Source organism: Mycobacterium sp. 1245852.3, from assembly GCF_001669335.1.
Lineage (GTDB): Bacteria > Actinomycetota > Actinomycetes > Mycobacteriales > Mycobacteriaceae > Mycobacterium > Mycobacterium europaeum_A.
In genome coordinates, this window is record NZ_LZLL01000635.1 from 1 (window position 1) to 24,875 (window position 24,875).

Annotated in this window: 23 protein-coding genes and 1 other RNA gene; 19 read left to right on the forward strand and 5 right to left on the reverse strand. The window is 65.8% G+C overall.

Going from position 1 to position 24,875, the window contains the following annotated elements; all coding sequences use genetic code 11:
- The 9 genes from A9W96_RS29665 to tal all read left to right on the forward strand — a co-directional run.
- A partial coding sequence (locus A9W96_RS29665; protein ID WP_067144708.1) for a 26S protease regulatory subunit occupies window positions 1–999 on the forward strand: 999 nt, incomplete at its 5' end.
- A gap of 6 nt (window positions 1,000–1,005) precedes the next feature.
- On the forward strand, window positions 1,006–2,043 hold the full coding sequence (locus tag A9W96_RS29670) for a tetratricopeptide repeat protein (RefSeq protein ID WP_067144710.1): 1,038 nt from the start codon (window positions 1,006–1,008) through the stop codon (window positions 2,041–2,043).
- A gap of 18 nt (window positions 2,044–2,061) precedes the next feature.
- Window positions 2,062–2,907 carry a maleylpyruvate isomerase family mycothiol-dependent enzyme gene (locus A9W96_RS29675; RefSeq protein ID WP_067144712.1) on the forward strand — a complete coding sequence of 282 codons (846 nt, stop codon included), beginning with the start codon at window positions 2,062–2,064 and terminating at the stop codon, window positions 2,905–2,907.
- Between the two features lie 88 nt (window positions 2,908–2,995).
- Window positions 2,996–3,363: a transfer-messenger RNA gene (gene ssrA, locus A9W96_RS29680) on the forward strand.
- A 376-nt stretch (window positions 3,364–3,739) separates the two neighbouring features.
- Window positions 3,740–4,021: a hypothetical protein gene (locus A9W96_RS31940; protein WP_067144714.1), complete on the forward strand. Its 282-nt coding sequence runs from the start codon at window positions 3,740–3,742 to the stop codon at window positions 4,019–4,021.
- Window positions 4,022–4,393: 372 nt separating this feature from the next.
- Complete coding sequence (locus A9W96_RS29690) at window positions 4,394–5,164, forward strand: SDR family NAD(P)-dependent oxidoreductase (RefSeq protein ID WP_066879240.1); 771 nt, start codon at window positions 4,394–4,396, stop codon at window positions 5,162–5,164.
- Window positions 5,165–5,223: 59 nt separating this feature from the next.
- The gene (gene msrB, locus A9W96_RS29695; RefSeq protein WP_067144716.1) at window positions 5,224–5,715 is read left to right on the forward strand and encodes a peptide-methionine (R)-S-oxide reductase MsrB; all 492 of its coding nucleotides are present in this window, start codon (window positions 5,224–5,226) and stop codon (window positions 5,713–5,715) included.
- Complete coding sequence (gene msrA / locus A9W96_RS29700; RefSeq protein ID WP_066879234.1) at window positions 5,708–6,187, forward strand: peptide-methionine (S)-S-oxide reductase MsrA; 480 nt, start codon at window positions 5,708–5,710, stop codon at window positions 6,185–6,187. The genes msrB and msrA overlap by 8 nt, the downstream gene beginning before the upstream one ends.
- A gap of 24 nt (window positions 6,188–6,211) precedes the next feature.
- Entirely contained in the window at window positions 6,212–7,300 is a 1,089-nt protein-coding gene (gene tal / locus A9W96_RS29705; protein ID WP_067144718.1) for a transaldolase, read from the forward strand.
- Window positions 7,301–7,354: 54 nt separating this feature from the next.
- Here the strand turns inward: tal and A9W96_RS29710 are convergent, their stop codons facing one another.
- From A9W96_RS29710 to A9W96_RS29730, 5 genes are all read right to left on the reverse strand, one after another.
- Window positions 7,355–7,870, reverse strand: coding sequence for a YkgB family protein (locus A9W96_RS29710; protein ID WP_067144720.1), 516 nt, complete (start codon window positions 7,868–7,870; stop codon window positions 7,355–7,357).
- A gap of 201 nt (window positions 7,871–8,071) precedes the next feature.
- Complete coding sequence (locus A9W96_RS29715) at window positions 8,072–8,662, reverse strand: GNAT family N-acetyltransferase (protein ID WP_066879225.1); 591 nt, start codon at window positions 8,660–8,662, stop codon at window positions 8,072–8,074.
- Between the two features lie 129 nt (window positions 8,663–8,791).
- Entirely contained in the window at window positions 8,792–11,068 is a 2,277-nt protein-coding gene (locus tag A9W96_RS29720; RefSeq protein WP_066879222.1) for a LuxR C-terminal-related transcriptional regulator, read from the reverse strand.
- A gap of 627 nt (window positions 11,069–11,695) precedes the next feature.
- Window positions 11,696–14,503 (reverse strand): AAA family ATPase, encoded by a 2,808-nt coding sequence (locus tag A9W96_RS29725; RefSeq protein WP_067144722.1) that lies wholly within the window; start codon window positions 14,501–14,503, stop codon window positions 11,696–11,698.
- Between the two features lie 91 nt (window positions 14,504–14,594).
- A complete protein-coding gene (locus A9W96_RS29730) occupies window positions 14,595–17,387 on the reverse strand; it encodes an AAA family ATPase (RefSeq protein ID WP_066879217.1) in 2,793 nt (930 codons plus the stop codon).
- A 551-nt stretch (window positions 17,388–17,938) separates the two neighbouring features.
- On the opposite strand from A9W96_RS29730, the gene A9W96_RS29735 reads away from it, so the two are divergent.
- The 10 genes from A9W96_RS29735 to A9W96_RS29775 form a co-directional block, all read left to right on the forward strand.
- Window positions 17,939–18,295 carry a phosphoenolpyruvate carboxylase gene (locus tag A9W96_RS29735; protein ID WP_231997793.1) on the forward strand — a complete coding sequence of 119 codons (357 nt, stop codon included), beginning with the start codon at window positions 17,939–17,941 and terminating at the stop codon, window positions 18,293–18,295.
- Window positions 18,292–18,651 carry a hypothetical protein gene (locus tag A9W96_RS31945; RefSeq protein WP_156748950.1) on the forward strand — a complete coding sequence of 120 codons (360 nt, stop codon included), beginning with the start codon at window positions 18,292–18,294 and terminating at the stop codon, window positions 18,649–18,651. The genes A9W96_RS29735 and A9W96_RS31945 overlap by 4 nt, the downstream gene beginning before the upstream one ends.
- A gap of 114 nt (window positions 18,652–18,765) precedes the next feature.
- The gene (locus A9W96_RS29740) at window positions 18,766–19,917 is read left to right on the forward strand and encodes a PPE family protein (RefSeq protein WP_067144726.1); all 1,152 of its coding nucleotides are present in this window, start codon (window positions 18,766–18,768) and stop codon (window positions 19,915–19,917) included.
- 74 nt (window positions 19,918–19,991) lie between these two features.
- Entirely contained in the window at window positions 19,992–20,237 is a 246-nt protein-coding gene (locus A9W96_RS29745; protein ID WP_156748953.1) for a hypothetical protein, read from the forward strand.
- A complete protein-coding gene (locus tag A9W96_RS29750; RefSeq protein ID WP_067144729.1) occupies window positions 20,237–21,157 on the forward strand; it encodes an NADP-dependent oxidoreductase in 921 nt (306 codons plus the stop codon). The genes A9W96_RS29745 and A9W96_RS29750 overlap by 1 nt, the downstream gene beginning before the upstream one ends.
- A gap of 17 nt (window positions 21,158–21,174) precedes the next feature.
- Window positions 21,175–21,603, forward strand: coding sequence for a cupin domain-containing protein (locus tag A9W96_RS29755; RefSeq protein ID WP_066865062.1), 429 nt, complete (start codon window positions 21,175–21,177; stop codon window positions 21,601–21,603).
- An 81-nt stretch (window positions 21,604–21,684) separates the two neighbouring features.
- Window positions 21,685–23,163, forward strand: a complete 1,479-nt coding sequence (locus A9W96_RS29760) for an NAD(P)/FAD-dependent oxidoreductase (RefSeq protein ID WP_067144731.1) — start codon at window positions 21,685–21,687, stop codon at window positions 23,161–23,163.
- Window positions 23,164–23,221: 58 nt separating this feature from the next.
- The gene (locus tag A9W96_RS29765) at window positions 23,222–24,160 is read left to right on the forward strand and encodes an NADP-dependent oxidoreductase (RefSeq protein WP_231999960.1); all 939 of its coding nucleotides are present in this window, start codon (window positions 23,222–23,224) and stop codon (window positions 24,158–24,160) included.
- Window positions 24,161–24,193: 33 nt separating this feature from the next.
- Window positions 24,194–24,583 carry a RidA family protein gene (locus tag A9W96_RS29770; protein WP_066865053.1) on the forward strand — a complete coding sequence of 130 codons (390 nt, stop codon included), beginning with the start codon at window positions 24,194–24,196 and terminating at the stop codon, window positions 24,581–24,583.
- The coding region (locus tag A9W96_RS29775; protein WP_197499702.1) for a nitroreductase family protein at window positions 24,580–24,875 on the forward strand (296 nt) is incomplete at its 3' end. The genes A9W96_RS29770 and A9W96_RS29775, both read left to right, overlap by 4 nt.

The window sequence follows — 24,875 nt, forward strand, 5'->3', positions numbered from 1 at the left end:
GCAAATCAGCCTGCTGGAAACGAAAACTTCGACTGGTCGAGCGCCGAACAGGAAGTCGCCGACATCATCGAGCCCGCCTTCGTCGAGCAACCCCCTGACGCGGTCAACGAAGACGACTTCGACGTAGTGCAGCGCGTTCGTGTCCGGTTGGATGATGTCGCGGGCATGGATGAAGTCAAACGACAGCTGGACCTGTCGTTGCTCGGCCCGATCCGCAATCCCGAGCTGATGAAGGCGTTCAAGGTGTCCGCGCGCGGCGGGTTGTTGCTGTACGGACCACCGGGTTGCGGCAAGACATTCATCGCCAAAGCCGTCTCGGGTGAGTTGGGGGCGAACTTCTACCAGGTGGGCATCGCCGACGTCCTGCACCAGTGGTTCGGCAACAGCGAACGCAGCATCCGCGCCGTCTTCGACACGGCCCGGCGCAACGCGCCCTGCGTGTTGTTCTTCGACGAAGTTGATGCGTTGGGACACCGGCGCTCCGCGCTGAGCGGCAGCTCGGGTTTGCGGCCGGTGGTCAACACCTTGCTCGAGGAGATGGACTCAGCCAGCTCCGTCAACGACGGTGTCTATGTGCTGGGCGCCACCAACGCACCATGGGACGTCGATCCCGCGCTACGCCGCCCCGGCCGATTCGACCGGATGATCTTTGTCGGCTTGCCCGACACCGGGGCCAGGGCCGGGATCGTGCGGTCGCATCTGCAAGACCGGCCCGTCGCGGGCATAGACCTCAAGTCGATGGCCAACCGCACCGATGGCTTTTCTGGCGCCGACCTGGCCTACGTGTGCGAGACCGCAACCCAGTTGGCCATGGCCGATTCGATGCGCAGCGGTCAGGTCCGTCCGGTCACCATGGCCGACATCGACACCGCCATCGCGCAGATCCGGCCCAGCACCGGACCCTGGTTTGAGACCGCCCGCAACGTCGTCGAATTCGCCAACGGCGACGGAACCTACGACGAACTGGCGAAGTACATGCGCCGCAAAAAGATCCGGTAATCTTCGGTGACTTCGGAGCCTGGATTAGGGCGAAACGACGAGGTCATCCGAGTCGCAGACGCCTATATCGACGCCAGAAAATACGAAAGCGCACGCGAGATCCTGAGCCGGTCGCTCTCGCAAAGCCCCAACGATCCCGCCCTCCTTGCGTCCTACGCCCGCGCCGAACTCGCGGTCGGCAACTATTCGGGCGCGGCGCGCAGCGCATACGCCGCCTTGGCCGGCGCACCCGACTCCGAGTTCGCGATGCGACTGTATGCGCTGGCGCTATTCAACCTTGGTCGTCAGTATGACGGCCTGTGGATGGCTTGGCGAGCGGTCACATCACACCCGAATGAGCCTGCGCCACTGCGCCTTTACGCATTGCTATTGCAGAAGGCGTGGCAGTTGCGCTCGGCGCTGGATGTCATCGAGCGCGCGCTACGGCTGGATCCGCAAAGCGTCGACGCGCACATCCGGCGCGGTTCGATTCTGCATGCCATGGGCCGACGGGATGAGTCCGAGGTTTCGTATCGAGCGGCGCTGCAGCTGGATCCCGCGAACGCCGAGGCCCTCAACGATTTGGCGGTTCACCGACTGGGGCGCTTCAAGTTTGGACGCGCCCTTCAGGGTTTTCTCGGTGCCGCCGGAAGCGATCCTGGCTACGGGGCGTTGAGTCGGCGCAATATCGGGGTCGTTCTCCGAAAGGTGCTCACCCTCGTGACCGTTGGCGCGGGGCTGTTGAGCGTGTGCCTCGCTATCACCGCCGGGGCCTACGACGAGGGCCATCCGAACGCGTTGGCGCGCGTCGGTGTCGGCCTGCTCAGCGGGGTTTTGATCGCCGTGTTGTGGTGGCTGCTTCGCGCGATCCCGCGCCGGGTGTTCGTTGCCGTCCTGCGCGAGCAGCACTTCTTCGCGCTTCGTCTCGCCCATGCGGGAATGGCCGTCATCGCCGGGGCATGGGTCACGTTTTGTCCGTGGCCCGCCGGGTGGATCGCGGTCGGCGGGCTGCTGGCAGTCAGTGCCCTTGTCATTATCCGAATCGGTCTCTTCATCGGAAAGTAAGCGGCCTACGATCCGACCATGGCCGATCGCCCCGTCACCAAACTCGACAAGTCCACCGTGCTCACCGGTCTCTTCGCGGTGTGGGACGCCATCGATGCGCTGTTGGGCGGGCTCTCCGAAGCGCAATGGCGGGCGGCCAGCCCGCTGCCGGGTTGGGACGTCAAGGCCCTGGTGTCGCACATGATCGGCACCGAGTCGTTCCTTGCCGGCATCGCAGCGCCCCAGCCCGATGTCGACGTCTCCGCGTTGAAGCACGTGCGCAACGACGTCGGCGTGATGAACGAGTGCTGGGTCCGCCATCTGAGCGCGCACGCCGACGCCGATGTACTGGAAAGCTTCCGGGCGATCACCACCGACCGGCGCGAAGCGCTGACGACCATGTCCGACGACGAGTGGGACGCGGTGACGATGACTCCCACCGGCCCGGATTCCTACGGCCGGTTCATGCGGATCCGGGTGTTCGACTGCTGGATGCACGAAGAAGACATTCGCGTGGCGTTGGGGCGCCCGCCGTCCGATGACGAGCTGGCCGGCCCGGCGGCCTCGCTGGCCGTCGACGAGATCGCCGCGACGATGGGTTACGTGGTGGGAAAGCTGGCCAAGGCGCCCGAGGGCTCACGCATCCAGTTCGACCTCACCGGCCCGCTGGCCCGCACCATCCGGGTCAGCGTGGACGGCCGGGCCGCGGTGGTCGACGACTTCGGCGGCCAACCACCGACGGCGACGATCCGCCTGGACGGGCTGCAGTTCACCAGGCTCGCCGGCGGCCGCCCGATGTGTCCCGCCCGTCCCCACGACGTCGACCTCGACGGCGACAGAGCCGTGGCCGCCCAGGTCGTCGAGCACCTCAACTTCGTGATCTGATCGCAGCGCAGCGGGGAAGATAATCCCGTTGCCGCTGGTTGATAGGCAGGTACCATGGATGTTCCTGCCGAAAGTCGGTGGGGTGCGAGGGGCTGAAAGGTTTCGACTTCGCGCATCGAATCAAGGGAAGCGTGCCGGTGCAGGCAACTGACCACCGTAAGCGTCGTTGCAAACAGATAAGCGCCGATTCACATCAGCGCGACTACGCTCTCGCTGCCTAAGCGACAGCTAGTCCGTCAGACCGGGAAAGCCCTCGACCCGGACCCTGGCGTCAGCTAGAGGGATCCACCGATGAGTCCGGTCGCGGGACTTATCGGGACACCAACAGCGACTGGGATCGTCATCCTGGCTTGTTCGCGTGACCAGGAGATCCGAGTAGAGACATAGCGAACTGCGCACGGAGAAGTCTTGAGGGAATGCCGTAGGACCCGGGTTCGATTCCCGGCAGCTCCACTACAGAATGTGCTGTTCAACGCGGGGATTCGCTACGCGCCGCAGCTAGGTCATGCGACCTCGGGTTGGATCATGGGCCGGGTGAGCGGCTTTAATCGTCATACGCCGGCGACGCGGAGTTGTGCACGCCGGAGGCCGCATCAAGATGAGGAGCTCCCATGACCTATCGCCGCCTTGCTTTGGCGCTCGGCGCGGTGTTGGCGGCGGCCGTCATTCCGGTCCAGGCCCATGGCGAGCCGCCGACGAAGTGTCTGACCAACACTCCCAAGGGCAAGCAGGTCTACGTGCCCTGCGATCTGCTCAACGCCGGTGCCAATTTCCCGCCGGGGCAGCGTTGCCCTCCACCGATCGAGCAGTACCCGAAAGATGTGGCGGACTGGTGTGGCGAGGGTCCGGGTCTTGCGAGCACGACTCCTACGACTCCGACGAGTCCGGCGACGCCTACGAGCCCGACGACTCCCACGACTCCTACCAGTTCCACGACTCCTACGAGCCCGACGACTCCTACCAGCTCTGTGCGGCCTACGAGCTCGACGACCCCGACGAGTTCTACGACCACAACGAGTCCCACGAGCCCGGCCTCTCCGGGCAATGCAGGGTGACGACGCCTCGACGCGGGACCAACACTCCTTGCGCGCGGGATCAAGGCGGTTGTCGGTGAGCGGCATGCCGTTTGGTGCCGGCGCCGCACGGCCAGCTCTCAGCACTTAATAGCTGCGCCGAATCCTCACTGCGCGTTGGCATCTCAGTGCAGCGCTGGCAGATTATGCAGTGAAGGCGCCGCCGCCCTGGGTGTGATAGACACTGGGCGCCGGCTGCCGGCAGCCGGTCCCGGCGTCCCGCCAGAACTCACCCGGGTGAGACACCGCTGGGGTGATGACGGCTCACCCCGCCGGACAGCAGACTTGGTCCCAGTTCAACGTCGACGTATCGGCGTCCGGTGTCGTCGCCAAGGCTGCAACTTTCCTTGCCGGGCAAGGCGGAAATCGCCCAGCGGAAGTCGTCGAGAGAGCTCAGCGGAGAGGGACTCACCATGCACTTTGTTTCCAAGAAGGTCGTTGTCGTCGGTGGCAGCGCCGGCATGGGCCGGCAGGTCGCGATCGACGTCGTCGAGCACGGCGGCAGCGCAGTGATCATCGGACGTTCGAAGGCGCGGGTCGATGACACCGTCACCGAGCTGACCAGCCGCGGTGACGAGGCCTGGGGCATCACCGCCGAGCTGACCGATCGCGCCGCGGTCGCCGACGTGCGGCGCGCGCTCGCCGAACAGCACGGCGACGCGACGCTGTTGGTCAACGCGGCCGGCTTCTTCATTCCCAAGGCGTTTCTCGACTACGACGCACCGACTTACGACTCGTACATGGAGCTCAACTACGCCTTGTTCTTCCTGACGCAGACCGTCGTCGAGGGGATGATCGCCAAGGGTGAGGGCGGGGCCATCGTCAACATCGGCAGCATGTGGGCACATCAGGCGATCGGCCTGACCCCGTCGTCGGGATACTCGATGCAAAAGGCCGGCCTGCACGCGCTGACCCATAATCTGGCCATCGAGCTTGCCGGGCACAACATTCGGGTCAACGCGGTGGCACCGGCCGTCGTCAAGACCCCGCTCTACGAGGGCTTCATCCCGAAGGACGAGATCGATGCCACGCTTGACACTTTCGCGCCGCTTCACCCGCTCGGACGGGTCGGCGCCCCCGCCGACGTCGCCAACGCCGTCACGTATCTGCTCTCCGATGCGGCCAGTTGGGTAACCGGCGCGATTCTCAACGTCGACGGCGGCATCATGGCCGGCCGCAACTAGCACGACACCGGATCGAAATGTCAAGCGCAACAACACAACGCACGAACGAAGGAGATCCTGTGTCGCACAGATACAGCAAGCGCCCGGCAGCGGTCGACGCGTTGAGCCCCGAGCAATACCACGTCACCCAGGAGAACGGCACGGAGCGTCCTTTCACCGGAGAGTACTGCGACAACCATGAACCCGGCATCTACGTTGACATTGTTTCGGGCGAACCCCTTTTCGCCTCGGTGAACAAATTCGACAGCGGAAATGGCTGGCCCAGCTTCACCCAGCCCATCGACCCGGACAACCTTATCGAGCGGCGCGACCGCAGCCATTTCATGGATCGGGTGGAGGTGCGGTCTGTCCACGCCGACAGCCACTTAGGGCACGTATTCACCGACGGTCCAACGGAAGCTGGCGGGTTGCGGTACTGCATCAACTCGGCGGCCCTGCGATTCATCCACCGCGATGACCTCGAAGCCCAGGGCTATGGCCAATATCTGCACTTGTTCACCAAAGATGCATCGGAGCGAGACCAAGTCGGCATGAGCAGGAACCGTGACTGAACACAAGATAGCTGTGCTCGCCGGCGGGTGCTTCTGGATTATGGAGGACCTGTTCCAAAGGCAGCCCGGTGTGTCGTCCACCCGAGTCGGCTACACCGGCGGCGGCAACACGCATCCCACCTACCGCAATCACCCCGGCCACGCAGAAGCGCTCGAAATCACCTACGACCCGGACGAGACCGATTACCGGGCACTGCTGGACTTCTTCTTCCAGATTCACGACCCGACCACGACGGACCGTCAGGGCATTGGCGTCGGAACCAGTTATCGGTCGGCAATTTTTTATCTGGACGACGAGCAAAAACAAATCGCAGTGCAGACCATCGCAGACGTCGAGGAATCAGGCCGGTGGCTCGGAACGGTTGTCACCGAGGTGAACCCGGCAGGCGAGTTTTGGGAAGCCGAACCCGAGCACCAGAACTACTTGCAGCGCTACCCATCCGGCACGGCGGCACATGTCAAGGCGATGTAATAACGACATGGGCTCGACGACGGGATGACTCAGAACGCGAACCTCGCGGCACTATCGGCAGCGGGGGTGTCGGTGTGGCTGGATGACTTGTCCCGCGACCTACTGCGATCGGGCAGGCTGCGGCAACTGATCGACACCAGAAGCGTTGTCGGCGTGATCACCAACCCGTCGACATTTGAGCGGGCGCTTGCCCACAGCAACCTCTACGGCGAGCAGATCGCCGAGCTGACCGCGCGTGGCGTCGCGATGGACGTCGCGGTCCGCACGGTGATCACCGATGACGTCCGAGCGGCCTGCGATGTGCTGCACCCGCAGTGGGAGGCCTCCGACGGTATCGATGGCAGGGTGTCCCTCGAAGTCAATCCACTGGATGCGCACAACTGCGATCGAACACTCATGCAAGCAATCCAACTGGCCGAAATCGTCGACCGACCTAACGTATTCATCAAGATACCGGCGACCGCGGCGGGGTTGCCGGCAATCACCGCGGCATTGGCCAGAGGTGTCTCGGTCAACGTGACGTTGATCTTCTCTGCGGATCGTCACCGGGCGGTGATGGACGCGTACCTGACCGGTATGGAGGCCGCACGCTGCGCGGGCGCTGATCTATCCCGGATCCATTCGGTAGCTTCGCTTTTCGTCTCCCGGGTAGACACCGAGGTCGACGCGCGTCTGGAGAAAATCGGCACCGCGGAGGCACTCGCACTCCGCGGGCAAGCAGGCATCGCCAACGCGCGGTTGGCCTATGCGGCCTACCAGCAGGTCTTTGAAGCCGAGCCGCGCTACACCGCGTTGCGCGCCGCGGGCGCTCGTGTGCAGCGTCCGCTGTGGGCCTCCACCGGTGTGAAGAACCCCGCGTATCCCGACACGATGTACGTCACCGAGCTGGTGGCGCCGAATACGGTCAGCACTATTCCGGCGGCGACATTGGAGGCGCTGGCCGACCACGGCGTCATCAAGGGTGACACCATCACTGGCAAGTCGGCACAGGCCCAGGAAGTGTTGGATCGGCTGAGCGCGATCGATATCGATCTGCCCAACGTGTTCGCGGTGCTCGAACACGACGGGGTGGGCAAGTTCGCAGCCTCCTGGCTACGGTCGGTTCAGCGCTGAACGCACCCGGGCGCGCCGGCTTCTCGTTGTAGGCCACCCCGTCGGCGCGGAATGTCAGTGCGGCGGGGCGACTGTCGTCTTTCGGCGGGTCGCGTCGATGGCGTCGACCAGGAGCCACAGTGCCAGGCCGAAGAGCGCGATGTCCTTCATCAAGAACTCTCCGTCGGCGGACAAAACGGGAAAGCCACCAGCGGACGCCTCACCGACCCCGGGGGTCGTGACCATGAAACTCAATGTGGTCAGGAAGAACAGCGATGCGAGAGCACCACCCACCACGGAAGCCTTGGGCCACCATGGCTTGACGGCCAGCAATGCTGCGGTGACCAGTTCCACGGATCCGTTCAATCGGCCGAAGGCATCGATCGACATGCTTTCGTAGACCCAACTCAAGAAGGGGCTGTTGGCCACCCAATGCGAAATCCCCTGGGACTCATAAGACGTGAATTTCATGAGGCCGAACCAGACCAGAACTATCACCAGGCCATATCGTGCGACGAGTGGCGCGATGTCGGTCGTTCGAGGCTTTTCTGGCCGGTCAGTCATCACGGCGGTGGCCTCACTCTGTGACATGTGTTTTCCGTTCTGTGTGTACGCGTTTCATTGCGTGGCCGCTGCCGGGCATCCGGGCGGTTTCGGTTGCAGCTCAGATCAGCGACCACTATCTGCGCGCGGCGGGTGAGTTGTCCTCATCCGCCGAGGAAATTCACCCGGGCGAGGGGCAGTAATCCGTTACGTGACACAGTCTCTCGGCCGTGACGTGACGCGCCGGGTTCATCCCGCGCACGCCGGCTCCGGCAGGTCCAGGTCGGCCTTCGTCAAACGGTAGACCTGAAGCGTCAGGTTGTAGTACTTGTCGGTCTCGCCGACCCAGTCCATTCCCACCCGTCGGGCGGTAGCCACACCGCGGCGATTGTTGGGTCGCACGACCGCAAAGACCTCAGTAACACCGAGGTTTTCGAATGCCTGGTGTGCGATCGCGTGACCCGCTTCCGCGCCGTACCCGTGTCCCCAGGCCTTCGGCGACAGCTGCCAACCGATTTCTAAATCCGTGCCGCCCGGCGGCAGCGGAAGCAGGGCCACGCCCCCGATCACCTCGCCGGAGTCCCCATCGGTGATCGCCCACCGGCCCACCGGCAGCCTGCTCGGATCGCTTTCGGCGATCCACGCCGCCAGAACGCGTCGCATTTCGGCCCCATCGACGATGGGGGACAAGGCCGGACACAGCCAACGCGCCACTTCGGGCGCACCGTAAATCGCATACGCGGCGAGATCGTCGTCGAGCCGCCATGGCCGCAACGCCAACCGGGCCGTCCTGACCCGCCGGGTGTCGGGGTCCCATTCGACGTGACGATGCTCAACCATTCCCGTTCCTAGCGTTGTCCGCTCGCACCGGGCAGCGGCCTGGTCATTGCTCGAAGGCTGCCCCCGCGTGGGGTGAGTTGTCATCACCCCGACCGCTGGCTCACCCGGGTGAGGATCACCGCTAGCGAACTACAACAGGCCGAGTTCTCGCGCCCGGCTCACCGCCGCGCCGCGGTGCTCAACGCCCAGCTTGCGGTACACTGCGCGCTGATGGGTCTTCACGGTGTTGAGCGAGACGTAAAGCCGCTCACCGATTTCACGTCGCGATAACCGGGTGGCGAGCAGGCGAAGAACCTCAAGCTCCTTTGGGGTCAGCTCGTCGCAGAGCGCGCGCCTCTGGTTGCGCGAATCAGCTGCGACGCCCGTGCTCCGCTCGGCAGAGGCGAGCAGCGTCGAGACGATGCCCGCGTCCGGGCAATCGCGCACCAGGGTGCCGACCTCTTCGAGGATGGCCTGCGCGGCCCGTTGGTCGCCGAGTTTCTCGAGTATCTCCGCTCTGACCGACTGTGCCTTGGCCACCTCGAGGATCGCTCCGCCTTGGCGGGCCGACATCACCGCCATGTCGGCGGCGGCCGCCGCCGCGGTGGTGTCACCGCGCTGACGGAGGACTTGGGCCGCGGCAAGCGACACCGCCCCGTCCACGAAGTGTTGCGCGTCCGCCAGGTTTTGGGAGCCACCCGAAGCCTCGCGGATCTGGCGTTCGGCGTCTGCCAGTTGTCCACGTTCGGCCGAGATCAGCGCCAGATAGCCCAACGCGTAGATGCGGGCGCGGCGATCGCCCACCTTCTCGGCGAGCTGCACGGCCCGCTGGAAGGCGGCTTGCGCCTCGGACATGTTGTCCGAAAAGTACAGCGCGGAACCATAAATGCAATAGGCGCGCGATTGGCCCAGCGGCGCTTCGCCGAAATCGAGGGTGATCGCCCGGGCGGCGGTCTCGAGGGCCGCGGCGACGTCAGCCGTCTTGAACGAGTGAATCGCGCGCAACAGGACAACTTGAGAACTGATGGCCTGGCCCTCTGGGGTGTCGGTCGCGGATCGAGTCTCGGCCGCCTCGATCCACTCGGCGGCGTCATCGAGTTGGCCGACGCTCAAGGCGATCCAGGCCCGGGCCACGCTCAGCCGCGGATCCCGTAAGACGGTCTCCTCGGGAAGCAGATCGAGGTAGCCGGAGATGGTCGATACGCCGCCCCCGCTGAACTCGTCGGCCCAGTCCGCCGCGATCAGCTCGACACTGCGGGCGATGTCGCCGGCAGCGAGCAGGTGCCGCACCGCCTCATCGACGAGCCCCTCGGCCTCGAACCACGTCGCGGCTCGGCGGTGCAGTTCGGCGACGAGATCGGGCTCGGCGCGGCGTAGCTCGGTGCGCAGCAACTCTGCGAACAACTGGTGATAGCGATACCAGTGACGCGACGTGTCCAGCGGCACCACAAACAGGTTCTCGCGCTCGATCTTCTGCAAGACCGAGGCCGAGCCGGAGGTTTGCAGCACCGCGTCGCAGAGCGCACCGCTGAGTCGTCCCAGGACCGACGTGCGTAACAAAAAGCCGCGGAGGTCCGCCGGCTGGCCGTCGAGCACCTCGGCCATCAAGTAGTCGACGATATGACGGTTGTCGCCTGCGAACGTCTTGATGAACGCGGCGGTATCGGCACGACCGGCAAGCGAGAGGGCGGCAAGGTAAAGACCGGCGGCCCATCCTTCGGTGCGCTGGTGCAACAGATGAATGTCGTTGGGGGCCAATCCCAATCCGATGACATCGTTCAGCAGATGGTGCGCCTCAATCGGCCCGAAACGTAAATCATCGGTTCGCACCTCGGCAAGCTCACCGCTGGCCCTCAGCCGAGCCAACGGCAACATCGGATCGGATCGGGTTGCCAACACCAGGTGCAGGTTCGCCGGCATGCGGCTGATGAAGAACGCAAGCTGCTCATGTACCGCTCGACCTACCACCTGATGGTAGTCATCAAGAATGAGTACGACCGGGTTGGCGATCGTGTCCAGATCGTTCAGCAGGGTAGGGAGGACGACCTGCACTGGGTCGGCGCCCATCGCTAGCAGTTCAACCGCGCGAATCCCCGTGCCAGGACTGACCTTTTGCAGCGCAGCGACCGCGTACATCCAAAACCACACCGGGTCGTTATCGGAGGAGTCAAGCGACAGCCACGCGAACCGCTCGTCCTCGCCCGCACCCGACGCCCACTGCGCAAGCAATGTGGTCTTGCCCCAGCCCGCCGGCGCACTCAGCAGGGTCAGCTTGCGGCGACGTCCGGCCGTTAGAGCGTCCAGCAGGGCGCCACGGTGAACGAGCTGCGCCCCAATGGCGGGGACGTGCAGCTTGGTGGCGAGCAGGACTGCTCGCGCAGTGGCTTCTCCAATGGCGTTGTCGCTGCGCCCAGCCGAGCCGCTCATGTCCGAACTCCGCGAATCTGTTGAATCCAGCAGGCGGGCGGCAAAAGTCGGCGTCGATGCGTCCGTAGTGGACGTAACCGCCTCGGCATCCCAGTGTGCCCTTGCGAGGCCGCCCGGACTCGTTCCGCTCGCTAATCGCGGCAATTCTATTGGATCAGGGGCGTTGTCCGGAAATGCCGCGGGCGCATGTCGGCGGTGCCCGTTTGGGCGGGCGGACGCCCGTCGTGTCAAGGGCTCAATGGTCGTCTCGTGAGCCGCGCTCACGCTGTGCCCACTCACCGCACTTCTCCCTCTTGGCTCGCCGAAACGTCAGCTCCCGCAACAGATCACACAGCCGCCCGCCCGCCGCCAGTCGTCGGCGTTCTCATGGTCGTCGGGACACCAATACGTAACCACCGACGCCGAAAACCACCGGCATCATCATCAAGATTCCCAACAGTGTGCTCATCATCGTCTTCTCAACCCTCTGCGCATTTGCGCTCCGGTGCCGGTTCGTTCGTGAGTCGTGGCGATCCGAAGCGCAATGACTACGTTGGCACCGCGGGTACGGCCGTCGCCATCGCCCGGCGGGTGATCTTTAGCTCCGGGGTGGTGTATGCCTAGTGGCCATGGTTTTTGACGGACCGGTCAGTCGGCGCCGTGGATGAGCTGGGTCAATTGGGTGCGGGAGGTGATGCCGAGTTTGGTGAAGGCGTTGCGTAGGTGGGTTTTGACGGTGTGGGGGGACAGGTGCAGTTGCTGTGCGACGGAGCGGTTGGTTGCGCCTTGGGCGATGAGGTGGACGACGGTGAGTTCGGAGTCGGTGAGGCTGTCCCAGCCGGTTTTTGCCCGTGGGTGGTTGACGATGCGGCGTTCGACGCCCAGTCGGCGTAGCGCGCGGCCGACTCGGCGGGCATCGGCGGTTGCTGCGCAGTCGATGTAGGTGTCGAATGCGGCGTTCAGTTGGTCGATTGCTGCGGTGTGGTGTTGTGCGCGAGCCAGTTCGACGCCGGCGTCCTCGGCGGCGCTGGCGTAAAGAAGCGGGCGCGGCAAGGCGCGAAGCGACTCCGCGACGGCCACCAACGCCCGGGTATCGTGTTCGAGGATCGCGCGGGCATAGCCGGCCACCGCCGCGAACAGCGGCACCGCAGGCCGCTCACGTTCAAGCACCTCGGTGGCTTGCAGGACCCGCGCGCGCAAACCGGCATCACCGGCGGCCGAAGCCACCCGCGCACCCAGGATCAGTCGAACCAATGCGTGGGGGAAAAACGGTGTCGCCAGCAGGATGACGTCGCCGAGCCAGCGCATCGCATCATGAATGTCGTCGCGCTGCCACGCCGCCCGCGCGAGCACATACGCCGATCCCCGACGTATGCCGGCGGAGCCGGCGGAGTGGGCTTCGTGCGCGTCATTGACCATCTGTTGCAGCAAGTTCCGGTCATCGGTGTGCGCCGCCACCTCGGCGAGAATCACCGTGCGAAGCACGTCGTGCTCGGTGGCCCCCGTCCGCTGTGGTGGCGCAAGGCATTCCGTCGCGTCGCGGGCGGCCGACAGCCGGCCCGCAGCGAGGTGCACGAGCCCACTGAAGACGGCCCACAGAGAGAGGGCCATCGCGTTGCCCTCCCGGCTGGCTTGCTCTATGCCGTCGGTGACCTGGGCCGTCGCGTCGTCCAACCGGCCGACCACTGCCAGCAGGTTTGCGTTGTACATTCCGGCATAGGCGTGCGCCAACGCCGTTTCATTCGTGTGGGCGAGCGGACCAAGCTCTTCGAAACGGCGTAGTGCTCGGGCCGCGTATCCCTCACCGGCATCGAGCAAAGCGTGGGTCACGCCTGCCATGATCGTGGCCTCGAGATCACCGGTTACTGCCGCGGCCGAGGCCGCCTCGTCGGCGGCCTCCCGCCGTTGCCCACCTTCGTCGAACACCAGGTTGTACGCCAGCCACGCCAGATGCCGTGCCCGGGTGACCTCGCTGAGCCCGGGCAACTCGAGCGCCCGCCGATTCTCCTCCACCCGCCGCTGGTCAGTGTGCTTGGTGTGCACCGGAAGCCGGAGACGGATCTCGGCCTCCACTTCAGGCGACGCCGCCTCCGCGAGCGCCATGTCGGCCATTTCTTCGGCCTCGCCATAGCGACTGGCCCGGTTGAGCCACCCCACCGTTTCCGCGACCAGTGATCCACGCTCGGCGTCGTCGCCGGGCAACAGCTCCAACGCGCGCTTGCTCAGGTCGGCGGCCGCGCTCGCATCGCCGCGGCCGACCGATTGCGCAGCTCGGCGCAGCGCCTCGATCGCCTCCCGGTCTCCGGGCTCGGCGCTGCGTGCCAGTTGGGCAGCCACCTCGGCCGGCGCGGCGCCCATCGCCAGCATGACCGACGCCGACTGGCGCTCCATCGCCCGCCGTAACGATTGCGGCAACGACTGTCGGGTTGCCTCGCGCAGCAAGTCGTGCCGAAATCGCAATTGGTCACCGTCTTCGACGAAAAGATCCGCGCGCACCGCCTCCTCGAGCGCCGACAGCAGCGACGTCGGCGATCGCTCCAGCATCGCGGCCAGCAGGCCGGCCGAGAACCGGTCCGGCAGCACCGCGGCCACCCGGACCGCCTCTGAAGCGCCATCGGAGAGCAGTTCGAGTCGTTGATGCATACTGGCGCCCAGACGCCGTGGAAGCTCGTTACCGGTGGCCCCCACGCGCCCGCCGGTAACGTTCAGTCGGTCCTCCTCGCCCAGCCCCCCGACGAGCTCGCTGACCAAGAACGGATTTCCGTGCGCCTTGGCGGCCAGAGTCAGCAGCGACACATCGGCTTTCGCCCGCACGGCGTCGCAGACCATGTCGGCGACCGCCTCCGGCGTCATGGCCCCCAATCGCAAAAATGTGGCATTTGCGCGCTGCAGGACCGATAACGTCTCTTGCACCGCGGGTCCCCCGGCCCCGGTGCGGGCAGTCAAGACCCAGAGCACTGACGCGTCGGGCCGCGCGGTGGTGAGCGACCGCAGCGCCAACAGCGTGCCGTTATCGGCCCAGTGAACGTCCTCCAACACGATCGCCAGCGGTGTTTGTGCGGCCGCGGCATGAATCGCGTCGGCCAGATCGTGCACCACCCAGTAGCGGAGGTCGGCGGAGCCGCCCAGCCGGCGCAACGCCTCGGCGTCGCCCACCGGGGGATCGGCGTTGAGCGTGGCCATGAACAGCGAGAAAAACGGCACCGTCTGCTGGTACTCGAACGCCTCACCGAACAGCGTCCGTACCCCGGCTTTGTCGGCCAGCACCAACACCTCGGTCAGCAACCGACTCTTCCCGATGCCGGGCGGGCCTTCGATGACCAGCACGCCACCGCGCCCTTGGGCGACCGCGGTAACTAGCGAGCCGATCAGTTTCAGCTCGTCTGCCCGCCCTCGAATCGGCGGGGTGACCAAGCGCTGGCCGCCGACGTCAAATAGGCCGGTGGAAGGACCCATCGGGTGTCCTGTCTACGGTTTATTTAGCGGATTGCCGTTGCAGTGCACGTCATTGTAGGCCGCGCACGGTCGCCTAGCGATTTGCTGTAGGTCAGTCGGCGCCGTGGATGAGCTGGGTCAATTGGGTGCGGGATGTGATGCCGAGTTTGGTGAAGGCGTTGCGTAGGTGGGTTTTGACGGTGTGGGGGGACAGGTGCAGTTGCTGTGCGACGGAGCGGTTGGTTGCGCCTTGGGCGATGAGGTGGACGACGGTGAGTTCGGAGTCGGTGAGGCTGTCCCAGCCGGTTTTTGCCCGTGGGTGGTTGACGATGCGGCGTTCGACGCCCAGTCGGCGTAGCGCGCGGCCGACTCGGCGGGCATCGGCGGTTGCTGCGCAGTCGATGTAGGTGTCGAATGCGGCGTTCAGTTGGTCGATTGCTGCGGTGTGGTGTTGTGCGCGAGCCAGTTCGGCGCCGGCGTCCTCGGCGGCGCTGGCGTAAAGAAGCGGCCGCGAAGAGGAGTGGAGTAACTCGGCGGCAACCACTAATGCCCGGGCATCACGCTCGAGAATGCCGCGGATGTGTTGAGCGACGGTGCAGAACAACGGAACCGCCGAGTCGCGTCCGAGCACGGCAATGGCGTCCAGCAGGCGCGCGCGCAAGCCGGCATCACCGGCGGCTGACGCGACCCGCGCGGTCAAGGTCAGCTGGTCCAAGACGGCCGGCAAGAACGGTGTCATGAGTAGCGAGATGTCGTCGCCGAGCCAGCGAACCGCTTCATGAACATCGTCGCGTTGCCACGCCGCCAGTCCTAGCGCGCACGCCGCCCCGCGTCGTACGGCGGGTGAACCGTTGGAGTAAGCATCGCGCGCCTCATTCATGGTCTCTAACAACAAGGTTCGGTCGTCGGTGCGCGCCGCTACCTCCGCCAGGGTGAACATGCGCATCGCGTTCACAAACGTCGACCCCGGTCGCTCCGGCTTCGGCAACCGCTCGGTGGTAGCGCGGGCGGCCGACAGCCGGCCCGCGGCCGCCTGCACCACCCCCGCCATCAGGGCCCAGATGTGGAGCGCCATGCCGTCGCGTTCCTTCTGGGATGTTTCTGTGCCGTTCGCGACCAGCGTGGCCGCATCTTCCAGCCGTCCGGCCACGGCAAGCAGGTTTGCCAGGTGGCATCGGGCGAGGTTATGGGTAGTCATATCGCCCGCGGGGGGCAGGGCCTGGAGTTGCTCAACGCGGTGCAGGGCGCGGCCCGCGTACCCGTTCGCACAGTCGAGGTAGGCGAGTGCAACTCCCGAAAGGATCCTCGACTCGAGATCGCCGGTCGATGCGGCGGCGGCCGCCGCCTCGTCGGCTGCCGCGCTGTCTTGTCCGTGTTGGCCGTGCATCGTCAGGTTGTACGCCAGCCACCCCCGATGTCGTGCCTGGGTGACTTCGCTGAGGCCGGGCAACTGAAGCGCGCGGCGGTTCACTTCGATGTGTCGCGCGGTCGTATCTGTGATTGCCGTCCGAAGCCGCAGGAGGATCTTGGCCTGTTCTTCGGGCTGCAGCGTGGCGGACAGGGTGGAGCTGGCCAACCGTTGCGCCTCCTCGTAGCGGGTGGCCCGATTGAGCAGCACGATCGTTTCCGTCACGAGCGGTCCACGTCCCGAGTCTTGGGGTGGCATAAGTTCCAAGGCGCGCGTGCTCAGATCCGACGCTGCGCCCGGATCGCTATTAGCCACCGACTGTGCGGCTTCGCGCAGTGCGGCGATCGCGGCCTGATCGCCAACCTCAGCGCTGCGGGCGAGCTGGGTTGCCACCTCCTCGGGCGCCGCCCCCACGTCCAACATGACGGTTGCCGATTGCCGCTCCATCGCTCGGCGCAACGACTGGGGCAACGACTGCCGCGTCGCTTCGCGCAGCAGGTCGTGACGAAACTTCAGGTGTTCGCCCTCCTCAATGAGGAAGTCGGAGCGGACTGCCTCTTCTACCGCCGAGACCAGGGCGGCCGGTCGGTGTTCCAGCATCGCGGCGAGCAGGCGGGCCGAGAACCGGTCGGGCAGCACGGCGGCTACTCGCACGACTCGGCTCGCGATGTCGGAGAGCTGGTCGAGTCGTTGCTGCATGGTGTCGCCCAGTCGTCGTGGCAGTGCATCTCCGGTGGCGACCGCGCGGCCGCCGCTGACGTCGAGCCGGCCCTCCTCGTCCAGGCCTCGCAACAGCTCCGTCAGCAGGAACGGGTTGCCGTGTGCCTTATCGGCGAGACTGAGCAGCGACGCCTCGGCCCTGGCACGCACGGCGTCCTGCACAATGTCGGCGACCGCGCTCGGTGACATGGCCGTCAACCGCAGAAACGTGGCGTCATCGCGTTCCAGCGCGGTCAGCGTCTCGCGAACCGCCGGGCCGCCGGCGCCGGTTCGGGCGGTGAGCACCCACAGCACCGGGGCATCGGGCCTCGTCGCTGCCAGCGACCGCAGCGCCAGCAGCGTGGCGTTATCGGCCCAATGGATGTCTTCGAGGAGGATCACCAACGGTTTTCGGGATGCGGCCGCATGAATGGCGGCTTGTAAATCGCGCACCACCCAGTAGCGGAGATCGGCCGACGTGCCCAAGCGGCGCAAAGCCTCCGCATCACCGACGGGGGGATCCGCGCGCAGGGTCGCCATGAACAGCGAGAAAAATGGCACCGTCTGCTGGTACTCGAAGGCCTCGCCGAATAGTGCCCGCACACCGGCCTTCTCGGCGAGCGCCACGACCTCGGTCAGCAAGCGGCTCTTTCCGATGCCGGGCGGCCCCTCGATGACCAGTACGCCGCCGCGCCCCTGAGTGAGCGCCGCGATCAGCGTGCCGATCACCTTTAGCTCGCCCGTCCGCCCGCGAATCGGCGGTGTGCGCGGATTCCCCGACGCCCTCGCGGTGCTCACGCGAACCGCCCCCCACCGACGTGAAGTAGGCGGGCGGACGACTTCCAAGTTATGTGATCCACAGTTCTCGCCACCGCTAGCGCTGGCAATCAGTGTAAGCGTGTTCCTGCCCCACCTGGTGAACCGCCATTCGGCGCTTCATCCCCTGATCGCCGCTGCCGCAAGAGCAAACCGAGTGCGCGCGAGCAGCTCGAAACACTCGGCAAATCACCCGGGTGAATCAGTCGCGGGGGCGATGACCAAACGTCGCGCGCCGATTAATGCTGGCTTAACAACTGACGAGCGGACGGTACGTGGAGCCGAACGCGTTTTCGGATCCGCGTGGGCGCCGCACAAGTGAGCAACGCCTCGCGATGACGTGGACGACCTGGCTGCGTTGAGCACCACCGAACGCCATCGCCACAAACGGGAGAAACCAGATGACGCCTCGTCAATTTCAACGATCGCCGGCCGAAATCGGCTCCGGCGCCGCACGAACGCCACGGCTGCTGGATCGAGTGCTCGATGCCGCCTTCGCCCGGCGTTGGTCCCATCGGAAGGGAGATACCGCGATGGACCCGGTCTCGGCGATCGAGGATCAACTTCACGCGCTGCAGCCCATCTGCAGTGCCGAGCGGGTGTCGACCGGCACCACCTGCGGTGCGCCGGCGGTGGCGGTCGCCGAGATCCACGCCGTCGACGGATGCGACCGGATGGGGCTCACCCCAGACGGCGACTTCGTCGAGACGTTCTGCCAAGCCTGCTTGGCCATCGTGCGATCGGCGATGGCGACCTACGTGAGCGACAGGCGCGAGATGGCTTCCCGATGCGGCACCCGCCCGGTGTGCGCCACCTGCGGGCGTCCCACGGGATACCTGCGCAGTGTCTTTGCTGTGCGCCCGATCGGACCTGGGCGGCTGACATCATGACCCCACTACAAATTGCCATCCTGTCTGTGGCCGCGGTGGCCGGTGATTATGCGGTCCTTACGTTGATTAATGGCCAGCTAAGCGAATTCGGTGTCGCCACCGCCGTTTGCGCGGGATCGTTGGTCACGGCGGGACTGATCATCCATGCCGCCAACCGGCGCCGCCAGGCGATGGCGCGGGGACGCGCGGCTGTCTGGGAGCGCCGTGATCGGCAGGCGGCTACCATCGCCGCACAGCGGGCACCGCTGTGCGGAGGAGCCAGCCAAAAGCCAAGTGAATCAACCAGTTTCGTCGACCGGCAACTGACGCGCTTATGCGGGGCATGCGCGCCGACTTTCAACCGAGAGCCGACATGATGAGCCCGCGGCCGCCCAGGCCGATGATCCCCGAAGCCACCGGCTCACTGCGCCAGATCAGCCGCTATCTCCGCGGAGCGACCGGATAATAAACGCGCGCTGGGAGTTTCGAAGATGGATTTCGGGGCGCTGCCACCAGAAGTCAACTCCGGCCGCATGTACTGCGGTCCCGGCTGCGGGTCGATACTGGCTGCCTCGGCGGCCTGGGACGGGATGGCCGCCGACCTGCATTACACGGCCGCTGCCTACGGGTCGGTGATCTCCGACCTGACCAGCGCGGCATGGCTGGGTTTGGCATCGGTGTCGATGGCGGCCGCCGCCGCGCCCTACGTCTCGTGGCTGACGACGACTGCCGCGCTGTGCGAGCAAGCGGCTACCGGGGCCAGGGCCGCCGCGACCGCCTACCAGGCCGCATTTGCGATGACGGTCCCTCCGCCGGTGGTCGCGGCCAACCGCGCGCAGCGGATGGTGCTGATCGCGACTAACATCCTCGGTCAAAACGCGCCGGCCATCGCGGCCACCGAAGCCGAGTACGGCGAAATGTGGGCCCAAGATGCCGCCGCGATGTACGAGTATGCCGGCGCATCCGCGGCCGCTTCGGCGGTGCCGCCGTTCACCTCGCCTCCGCCCACCACAAATCCAGCCGGGGCCATCATGTCGACGGGCTCGCAACTGCTCTCAGCGGTGCCCAACGCGCTTCAGGGGCTTGCGCTGTCCCCGGCCACCGCGCCGTCACTGTCGTCGTTCTCGCAGTTGCTCAGCTTCCTGAGCCCGGTGAACTTGGGCGTTTCGTCGGCGGCAACGGCCATCACGTCGACGGGCACGGGCGGATCATATGCGGGCTTGGGGTACGCGATGCACTACGACCCAGAAGGTGCCAGCAAGATGGACGCCATTCTGGAACGTTTGGGGGCGCCGCCGGCAGGCTCCGCGGCCGGCGGGCTCGCGTCAGTCGGTTCGGCAGGGCCGGGGGCGGGTAGCGGTGCGTCACCTGTAATGACAGCGGGTTTGGGCCGGGCATCCTCGATCGGCGCGCTATCGGTACCGCCACACTGGGCCGCGGCCACGCCGACCATCAGAAGTGTCGCGGTGACATGGCCGAACGCGCTCCCGGGTGCCATCCCGACCGTCCTCGCAACGAGCCCCGAAAACATGCTCGACGAAATGCTGTTGGCGAGTATGGCGGTGCGCGGCATCCGCGGTGCGCCCCCTCAGGGCCGGCCCACGATCACGATTACCGTGACGCCTTCGCGTTCACCCGGGTGAATTAGCTCGCCGGGTGATGACGACTCACCCCGCGCCGGTGAATGCTGACTCAGCAGCTGGCGAGCGGAGGGCAAATGCAGCCGACCACGTACCGGATGTGCATTCGAGGCCGCGTGACCGAGCGGCTCGGGTTCGCATTCGAAGGGATGCGCCTCGAGGCCGGTACGACCGAAACCGTGTTCACCGGCGAAATCCGCGACCAGTCACAGCTTTACGGACTCCTGGACCGGGTCCGTGATCTCGGCCTCGAGCTCGTCAGCGTACAACCGCAGCCCGCGGCTGACCCGACGACAACAACCCACATCAGGAAGGACATGTAATGCGAGCCATAACTGTTTCAGATCGTGACGCCGGTACCGCTGGTCTGTCGCTGACGGACCTGCCTTATCCTCAGGCGGCCGACAACGATGTCGTTGTGCGGGTCCACGCCGCTGGTTTCACCCCGGGGGAGCTCGACTGGCCGCACACGTGGATCGACCGCTCGGGTCACGACCGGACGCCGAGCGTGCCCGGCCACGAGCTGTCGGGCGTGGTGGTTGAATTGGGCTACGGCACCACACTTTTAACCGTTGGACAGCGGGTGTTCGGCCTCGCCGACTGGGCCCGCAACGGCTCGCTGGCGGAGTACGCCGCCGTGGAAGCCCGTAATCTCGCACCGCTGCCGATGGACATCGACCATACTGTGGCCGCGGCGCTGCCGATCTCGGGATTGGCGGCCTGGCAGGGTTTGTTCGACCACGGCCGCCTCGCCGCCGGGCAGACGGTTCTGGTCCACGGCGCCGCCGGCGGGGTGGGGTCGATCGCGGTGCAGCTCGCTCGCGAGATCGGTGCGCGCGTCATCGGTACCGGCCGGACCGCAGACCGGGACCGGGCGACGGAGCTCGGCGTCCACGCCTTCATCGACCTGGAGAACGAAAAGCTCGAAGACGCAGGCGAAGTCGACGTGGTGTTCGACGTGATCGGCGGAGAGGTTCTCGCCCGATCGGCCGCTCTGGTGCGCGCCGGCGGAACGCTCGTCACCATCGCTGAGCCGCCGAAGACGCAGCCGCAAGACGGAAGGGCAATTTTCTTCCTTGTCGAGGCCGATCGCGCCCAGCTCGCCGCCCTCGCCGCGCGAGTGCGCGATGGACGCCTTCGGCCGGTGGTCGGTGCAGTGCTGCCGCTTGCCGAAGCAGCCGCCGCATTCGCTCCGGCGAAGCGCGTCCCAGGCAAGACGATCCTGCGCGTCGCCGAAGACTGAAAACGGAGGCAGCCGAAATGGCCATGAAAATAGCACTAGCCGCACTGGTGGTTGCGGTAATGCTCGCGCCCGCAAGCGATGCCGCGCCGGTGCCGGAGAATTCGGATCAAAACCCCGTGATCCGACCAGTTTTCAGCCAACCCACCAACGTTCCCGGTAAATCGCTGGAAGCGGTGGCCGTCAGCTATCCGCCCGGCGGTAAAAGCGAAGCCCACCACCACGCAAAATCGGCGTTCATCATGGCGTACGTGATCTCCGGAGCGATCCGCAGTCAGGTGGAAGGTGAGCCGGCACGCGTCTACCACGCCGGTGAGACGTGGAGTGAAGCCCCTGGCGCGCACCACACGATCAGCGAAAACGCCAGCACCACCGAACCCGCCGAATTACTGGCGGTTTTCCTGCTCGATACCGGAGACGGCCCGCTCACCACCAACGACAACGCCTGAAGATGAGACATCGTTCACTCCGGGCGCTCGAAACCGTCGCACGACGGCTAATCCGTCGAGTCGGTTTGGAAAAGAGGGCAGATGAAAGCCAGTAAAGACTTCGACGTGATCGTCATCGGTGGCGGAGTGGGCGGTGTGGCCGCCGTGCGCAAGCTTGCATCCGTGGGCCTTTCGGTAGCGCTCGTCGAGGATCGTCTGGTCGGCGGAGAATGTCATTACTGGGGTTGCAACCCGAGCAAAACGTTACTCCGCCCGATCGAGGTGTTCAACCTCGCAAAAGCGGTTCCCGGTGTGCGAGAGGCGATTTCGGACCGCAGGTTGGACGTTGCGGCCGTCTTCAAGAAGCGCGACGCGATCATCGAGAACCTGTCGGACCAAGACCGAATAGAGTCGCTGCGGCAAGCCGGTGTTGCGGTGTTTCACGGGTTCGCTCGGTTGAGCGGCCAACGAACAGTGCGGGTGGCCTACACCCTGGGAGACACCACCGAAGCCGTCTTGACCGCACGTCACGCGGTCGTGCTGGCCACCGGCACTCGTCCCAACGTGCCGGAGATACCTGGGCTGGCGCAGGCACGCCCGTGGACCAATCGGGACCTGACGACCATGACGCGGGTGCCGCCTCGCGCGCTGCTGGTGGGTGGCGGCCCCGTCGCTGTCGAGTTCGCGACCATCCTGAGCGGGTTAGGCTCAGCGGTAACGCTTCTGGTGCGTGAGAACACTCTGCTAGCCAGCTGCGAACCCGAAGCTCGAGAGCTGGTCACGCAATCGCTGCGCAGCAAAGGCGTGACGATTCACTTCGAGACGGAGTTGTCGGCGGTATGCCGGCCCGTGCCGGGCGGCTGCGTCACGGCAACTTTCCACGACCAGACCATCGAGGTAGACGAAATCGTCCTGGCCGCGGGACGCCGCACCAACACCGACACCATCGGACTGGAATCCCTTGGCCTGCCAAGCGGCGGCTTCGTCACAGTGAACGACCATCTCCAGGCGGTCGGCGTCTCGGGCGGTTGGCTCTACGCCCTCGGGGATACCACCGGGCGTGCCCGGCTGTCTCATATCTCCACCTACCACGGCCGGGTCGTGGCCGACATCATCGCGGCCCGGGCCGCGGGACGTGAACTATCCGACAACGAGTTGATCGCCCGTGATGCCGGCAATGTGGCGCAGGTTATCTACACCGAGCCTCAAGTGGCCTGGGTGGGGCGCACCGAAAGTCAGGCCCGGGCAGAAGGGTTCGCGGTTCGGACGAGGGCTGCCCGTTACCCCGGCGCGGTGTCGTTCCTTGCCCTGTACCGGGACGGCTTCCAAGGATGGGCAAAATTGGTGATCGACGCCGAGACCAACACACTTCTCGGCGCGACATTCGTGGGCCCGCAGTTCTCCGAACTGGTTCAAGCAGCCACACTGGCCATCCTCGCGGAGGTCCCGGTCAGTCTGCTACGCCATGCCGTCGCACCACATCCGACGGTCAACCAGGTTTGGGATCCGCTACTGACCCAAGAATCCGAGCTCGGCCCGTTGCTGGAGAACGAGGCGCGGCAAGCGCAGAAGAGCGCGTGAGCGAATCCCTGAGAGGAACGGCAATGACCTACGAGTGGCCGGTAGTGCGACTGTGACCATGCTGGTAGCGGGGGTCCGTACGCTCGGCGGCGACGTGGTGACGTTCGAAGCGGACGACCCGCGACCGTTGGCGGCCGACGAGGCTCTTGTCGACATTCGAAGTGCCGGCGTTGGCAACTGGGACAACGTCATTCGCTATGGCGGCTGGGACGTCGGAACACCGCCGCCGCTGGCGCTCGGCGTCGAGGCCGCCGGGGTCATCAAGGCCGTCGGTGGCCACTCGAGCGGATTCAGCGTAGATCAAGAGGTGCTGTGCCACCCCGTGCCGCTACGCGACCAAGGCACGTGGGCGCCGTTGCTGATCGCACCCGCCGGGTCGCTCGCCCACAAACCGCCCGAGGTTCCGTGGGAGATCGCAGCGATCTTTCCGGTGCCGGCCTTGACCGCCGAGCAGGTGGTTGCCGAGGCGTTGGCACTGCGCGGTGGAGAAACGTTGCTCGTTCATGGCGCGGGCGGAATCACCGGTGGGCTGATCGTCCAGATGGCCGCCCTGCGCGGGGCCGAGGTGCTCGCGACCGCCGGCCCGCGCAGCGCCGACCGGGTCCGCGGCCATGGCGCCCGCGAAGTCATCGACTACCGCGATCCGCTCTGGCCCCGACACGCACGTGCGTTGGCCAAGGACTCCATCGACGCCGTCGCCAACGCGGCCCCAGGCGGTGCTGCCGCGGCGATGACCGCGCTTGCCGACGGCGGCCGGCTGGCCACCATCACCCCCGATCCACCCGCATCGACCCGGGGGATCAGCGTGACAGCGGTTTACGTCCGCTCCGACGGGGCCCAACTCGGCCGCCTCACCGCGCTACTCGCCTCCGGTCGATTGAGCATGCCGACCCCGCGTTCCTGCGGCCTCGATCAGGCCGCCGCCGCCCTCGCGCACGTCGTCGCGGGCCACGAGCCCAGCGGAGTGGTGATCACGCAAACGAACTCACCAAGTTAGCCGCAAACCTCACACCACAGAAGGAGTCTGCAGATGACCACCATTACCCCCATCCACACCGGAGTGGCCGATCACATCGGGCACTACGCCGACGCGGTCACCGTATCCGGCGGTGGCACAACAATTTTCGTCTCCGGAACACCCGGGGTACGCGAAGACGGCACGTTGCCCGACGACTTCACCGAGGAGGCGCGTCAATGCTGGACCAATGTCGAAACCGCGCTCCGCAAGGCCGGTGCCGAACTCACCGACATTGTCTACATGCGCCAATGGGTCACCAGCCGTGACAACGCGTCCGCCTACCTGGCGGTGAGCAAAGAGTTCATCCGCCACCGACCCGGCGGCATGTTCAGCATCATCGACGGGCTGGTATGGCCCGACATCCGGGTGGAAGTCGAAGTCATCGCCGTCCTGCCGGCATGAGCGATTACGCGAAACTCCAGCTATCCACCGACGAACTGCTGACCACGACCCGCTCGGTGCGCAGACGCCTCGACCTGACCAAACCCGTTCCCATCGGCCTGATCCGGGAATGCCTGGAGATCGCGGTGCAAGCACCGACGTCGGCCAACGTGCAGAACTGGAGCTTCATCGTGGTCACCGACGCCCAACAGCGTCGTGCGATCGCCGATGTGTACCGCCGCACCTGGGACCTGATCGCCGCGTCGCCGTACGCGGTCGCCGATCGGTTCAAGGAGGACCCCGCGCGCAATCG